Below are 4614 nucleotides of genomic sequence, written 5' to 3'. Positions count from 1 at the left end.
GCGCATCGCGGCGACATCGCCCGCGACCTCGACAACGACCCGGTGTTCCTCGCCCAGCACGCCTTCTCGCTGAACTACGAAGCGGAGCGCTGGAAGGCGATCAAGTTTGCCACGATCAAGGACTATCAGGTCCGCGACAGAGCGGCGTAAGTCGCGCTTTTTCCTTCTCCCCGTTCACGGGGAGAAGGTGCCCGAAGGGCGGATGAGGGGCGGCGCGACCCTCGACTATCCTCTGGCAGCTTCCTCTATCTTGGCGATGTCGATCTTGCTCATCTGCATCATCGCCGACATCACGCGGCCGGCCTTGGCCCGGTCCGGATCCAGAAGCAGGCGCGGCAGCTGCTCCGGCACAACCTGCCAGGAGACGCCGAATTTATCCTTCAGCCAGCTGCATTGCGATGGTTGGCCGCCACCTTCGATGAGCTTGTCCCAGAAGTAATCCACCTCTTCCTGCGTCTTGCAGTCGATCGACTGCGACATCGCTTCGCTGTGCTTGAACTGCGGTCCACCATTGAGCGCCTGGAACTGCACGCCGTCGAGTTCGAACGTGGTCACCAACACCTTGCCTGCATCGGCGTGGCCTTCGGGCCAACGCATCACGCTCAGCACCTTGGAATTCTTGAAGATGGAGACGTAGAAGTTCATGGCCTCTTCGGCTCGGCCGTCGAACCACAGGCAGGTGGTGATCTTTTGCATGTCGTGCTCCTCGTGCTGTTTCGGTCGCTGTTCCTGTGAAACGGCTGACTCCGAATATGGTGCCATCTCCTTGCCGTCTGCCCAAGGACGGACATGCAGCGCGCCATCCGACAGTGCCACGCATTTTTTTGAGAGAATCTGGCGCATTGCAAAATTGTGGCCAGACCATACTTGCGCGTCTATAACGCCTGCGGTCCGAATTCAGCTCCGCCGCGCCAACCCCTGGGCTGCGGCCAGCCACCAAGGAAAAAACATGCCTGCCTATCGTTCCCGCACCACCACCCATGGCCGCAACATGGCCGGCGCTCGCGGCCTCTGGCGCGCCACCGGCATGAAGGACTCGGATTTCGGCAAGCCGATCATTGCGGTGGTCAACTCCTTCACCCAGTTCGTGCCGGGCCATGTCCATCTGAAGGATCTCGGCCAATTGGTCGCGCGCGAGATCGAAAAGGCCGGCGGCGTTGCCAAGGAATTCAACACCATCGCCGTCGATGACGGCATCGCCATGGGCCATGACGGCATGCTCTATTCGCTCCCGTCGCGCGAGCTGATCGCCGATTCTGTCGAATACATGGTCAACGCGCATTGCGCCGACGCCATGGTCTGCATCTCCAATTGCGACAAGATCACGCCCGGCATGCTGATGGCCTCGTTGCGCCTCAACATCCCGACCGTCTTCGTCTCCGGCGGTCCGATGGAAGCCGGCAAGGTGGTGCTCGCCGGCAAGACGCAGGCGCTCGACCTGGTCGATGCCATGGTCGCGGCCGCCGACGACAAGATCTCCGATGAGGACGTCAAGGTCATCGAGCGCTCGGCCTGCCCGACCTGCGGCTCCTGCTCGGGCATGTTCACCGCCAATTCGATGAATTGTTTGACCGAGGCGCTTGGCCTGTCGCTGCCCGGCAACGGCTCGACATTGGCGACGCATGCCGACCGCAAGCGTCTGTTCGTCGAGGCCGGCCACCTGATCGTCGATCTCGCCCAGCGCTATTACGAACAGGACGACGAAACCGCACTGCCGCGCAACATCGCCTCGAAGGGCGCTTTCGAGAACGCCATGACGCTCGACATCGCCATGGGCGGTTCGACCAACACCGTGTTGCATATCCTGGCTGCCGCGCATGAGGGCGAGATCGATTTCGATCAGGACGACATCGACGCGCTGTCGCGCAAGGTGCCGGTGCTGTGCAAGGTTGCGCCCGCCAAGTCCGACGTCCACATGGAAGACGTCCACCGCGCCGGCGGCATCATGGCCATCCTCGGCCAGCTCGACAATGCCGGCCTGCTCAACCGCGACCTGCCGACGGTGCATACGTCAACCCTGGGCGAGGCGCTCGACCATTGGGACATTTCCCGCACGACCAGCCAGAGCGTGCGCGATTTCTTCCTCGCCGCCCCTGGCGGCGTGCCGACACAGGTCGCCTTCAGCCAGGAGCGCCGCTGGGACGAGCTCGATCTCGACCGCGAGAAAGGCGTTATCCGCTCGACCGAACATCCCTTTTCCAAGGATGGCGGCCTTGCCGTGCTGAAGGGCAATCTGGCGCTCGACGGCTGCATCGTGAAGACGGCGGGCGTCGATGAATCGATCCTGAAATTCACCGGCCCGGCCCGCGTGTTCGAAAGCCAGGATTCGAGCGTCAAGGCGATCCTGTCCAATGAGATCAAGGCCGGCGATGTCGTCGTCATCCGCTATGAAGGACCGCGCGGCGGCCCCGGCATGCAGGAGATGCTCTATCCGACCAGCTATCTGAAGTCGAAGGGCCTCGGCAAGGCCTGCGCTCTGATTACTGACGGCCGCTTCTCCGGCGGCACCTCGGGTCTGTCGATCGGCCATGCGTCGCCGGAAGCTGCCGAAGGCGGTTTGATCGGACTGGTGCAGGAGGGCGATACGATCGAGATCGACATCCCGAACCGCAGCATCCGCCTGGCTGTCGATGAGGCGGAACTCGCTGCGCGCCGGGCGGCGATGGAGGCCAGGGGCGCCCTGGCCTGGAAGCCTGAGGAAAAGCGCAAGCGCAAGGTGACGACCGCCTTGCGCGCCTATGCCGCCATGGCCACCAGCGCGGCCAAGGGCGCGGTGAGGTTTGTGCCGGAGTGAGGTTTCTTCCTTCTCCCCTGTGGGAGAAGATGTCGCCGCAGGCGACGGATGAGGGGTGGTCCAGAGAACACCGACGTCTCACTCCGCTGGAACACCCCTCATCCGTCTCGGCGCCGCGCGCCGATCCACCTTCCCCCACAAGGGGGGGGAAGGGAAGAGAAGTGCTACGGCATCAACTGATACTCATAGAGCTTCTGATAGAGCCCGCCCTGCTTGAGCAAGGCCTTGTGCGGGCCGCTTTCCACCACCTTGCCGGCTTCGAGCACCACGATTGTGTCGGCCTGGTGCACGGTCGACAGACGGTGCGCGATGACGATCGTCGTGCGGCCTTCCGTCAATTGCTGCAGCGCGTCGCGGAACAGCGCTTCCGATTCGGCGTCGAGCGCGCTGGTCGCTTCGTCCAGCAGCAGGATCTCCGCATTGCGCAGCATGGCGCGTGCGATCGAGATCCGTTGGCGCTGGCCGCCCGACAGTAGGCCGCCATTCTCGCCGACATCCGTCTCGTAGCCTTTCGCCTGCGCGCTGATGAAGTCATGCGCGTTGGCCGCCTTGGCGGCGGCGATCACCTCATCGTCGGTCGCACCCTCGCGCCCAAGCCGGATGTTGTGCATGATGGTGCCGGCAAACAGGAACGTATCCTGGCTGACATAGGCGATCTTTTCCCGCAGCGATGCGAGCGTCGCATGGGAAATATCCTGACCGTCGAACAGCACCCTGCCGCTCTGCGGATCATACATGCGCATGATCAGGTTTAGAATCGTCGACTTGCCGCCGCCGGAAGGCCCGACCAGCGCCGTCATCTTGCCGGGCGCAAGCGTCAGATCGAACCTGTCCAGCACCGGCGGCCCTTTCTGATAAGCGAAGTCGACGGCGTCGAACCGGATCTCGCCCGGTCCGGCCAGAAGCGGCTTCGCGTCCGGCTTCTCGACCAGAGTGAGCGGCTGGTCGGCGAGCTCGAACATCATGCGCACGCCGACAATGCCGCTTTCCAGCGATATGCGTACGCGCGCAAGGCGCTTTGCCGGCTCATAGGCAAACAGGAGCGCCCCGATGAAGGCCATGATGTTTCCCGGCATCTGGCCGCCCTGCAAGACCAGGAAGCCGCTGACGAAGATGGCCCCGGCAATAGCCAGCCCGGCCAGCGTCTCCATCACCGGGCTTGTCGCAGCCTCCAGCGTCGCGATGTTATTGGCCCGGTTCTCGACGTCCGACACGGCCTTGTACATGCGGTTGCGCATCGCGCCTTCGAGGTTGAAGGATTTGACGACGCGCACGCCGATTGCCGTTTCCTGCATCACCTGCACGATCTGGCCGACCGAGCGAAACTCCATCGCGGCGAACTTGCGAACACGTTTCAGGATGCGGTTGACCCCGTAGATAGCCAAGGGGCCGACGACGAAGCAGATTATAGACAAGGCTGGCTGCTGCCAGACCATGACTCCTACCAGGACGACCAGCGACAACAGATCGCGCACATAGGACGTGACAACGAGGTCGAGCACGTTGCGTGCCGCCTGCGCATTGTTGGTCATGCGTGTGATCAGGTCGGACGACGAGGTCGAATGGTAGAATTCGATGCCTTGCGCCAGGATGCGGTCGTAGATCTTGCGCTGGCGGTCGGCGATGATGGCGTTGCCGACACGGCTCATGAAATAGGCCTGAATGAAGTTGGCGAGGCCCTTGAGGATGAAGATCGTGGCGACCCCGCCCGCAATCAGGTTGACCCGGTCAATCCGCTTGAAGACTACGAATTCGTCGGTGATCTCTTTGAGAATCCAGGCGCTGGCGCCGGTCGTGGCGGCCACCACAAGCACTGTCTC

At 62.7% G+C, this 4614-nt stretch carries 3 protein-coding genes; 1 reads left to right on the top strand and 2 read right to left on the bottom strand.

Features of this window, described 5'->3' with window-relative positions:
- Window positions 1–225: 225 nt before the first annotated feature.
- The gene (locus EN994_RS18685) at window positions 226–696 is read right to left on the bottom strand and encodes a VOC family protein (RefSeq protein WP_063170452.1); all 471 of its coding nucleotides are present in this window, start codon (window positions 694–696) and stop codon (window positions 226–228) included.
- Window positions 697–949: 253 nt separating this feature from the next.
- On the opposite strand from EN994_RS18685, the gene ilvD reads away from it, so the two are divergent.
- Window positions 950–2794, top strand: coding sequence for a dihydroxy-acid dehydratase (gene ilvD / locus EN994_RS18680; RefSeq protein ID WP_063169914.1), 1845 nt, complete (start codon window positions 950–952; stop codon window positions 2792–2794).
- Between the two features lie 164 nt (window positions 2795–2958).
- Here ilvD and EN994_RS18675 read toward each other — a convergent pair.
- Window positions 2959–4614, bottom strand: a 1656-nt coding sequence (locus tag EN994_RS18675; RefSeq protein WP_245466047.1) for an ABC transporter ATP-binding protein, incomplete at its 5' end; no start/stop codon positions are given.

The organism is Mesorhizobium sp. M7A.F.Ca.CA.002.09.1.1, assembly GCF_003998555.1.
Classification (GTDB): Bacteria; Pseudomonadota; Alphaproteobacteria; order Rhizobiales; family Rhizobiaceae; genus Mesorhizobium; species Mesorhizobium ciceri.
This window is presented reverse-complemented; position numbering and strand designations above follow the sequence as displayed.